General features: G+C 60.4%; 1 protein-coding gene and 1 pseudogene. Both read right to left on the bottom strand.

Annotated elements, in window-relative coordinates; all coding sequences use genetic code 11:
• Positions 1-84, bottom strand: a pseudogene (locus tag C1I92_RS35905) (preprotein translocase subunit SecG); the annotation flags it as partial.
• A 62-nt stretch (positions 85-146) separates the two neighbouring features.
• Positions 147-475, bottom strand: a 329-nt coding sequence (locus tag C1I92_RS35910; protein WP_146605392.1) for a triose-phosphate isomerase family protein, incomplete at its 5' end; no start/stop codon positions are given.

The following is a 475-nucleotide window of genomic DNA, read 5'->3' on the forward strand; positions in this document are numbered from 1 at the left end:
GCCGTGCTGCAGCAGCACCAGGCCAATCACACCGAGCGCGCTCAGGATTTGTGCCACCAGCAGCAGAGTCTTCAGAATTGCCATTTCGTTTCTCTCAATAATACGTTGCAGTCGCACATCGGTGACATTGCGACTCGATCCGTCGTTTATGCGCGACCGATCCCCAGGAAATCTTCGGCCTTCAGGGAGGCGGCGCCGATCAGGCCACCATCGATGTCCGCCATAGCAAACAGTTCGCCGGCATTGTCCGGCTTGACGCTTCCGCCATACAGAATTGCTAAGCGCTGCGCCACACCCGCATCCCGGGCAGCGACGCGCGCTCGAAGGAACGCATGCACAGCCTGCGCCTGCTCGCTGGATGCGGTTTTGCCTGTGCCGATCGCCCAGACCGGCTCATAAGCCACAACAATACGACCCAGTTGCTCCACCGACAGCGCTTCCAGTACCGCATCCAGTTGCCGGCCCACCACCTGCT

The sequence above is a fragment of the Jiangella anatolica genome, assembly GCF_003236295.1.
Classification (GTDB): domain Bacteria; phylum Actinomycetota; class Actinomycetes; order Jiangellales; family Jiangellaceae; genus Jiangella; species Jiangella anatolica.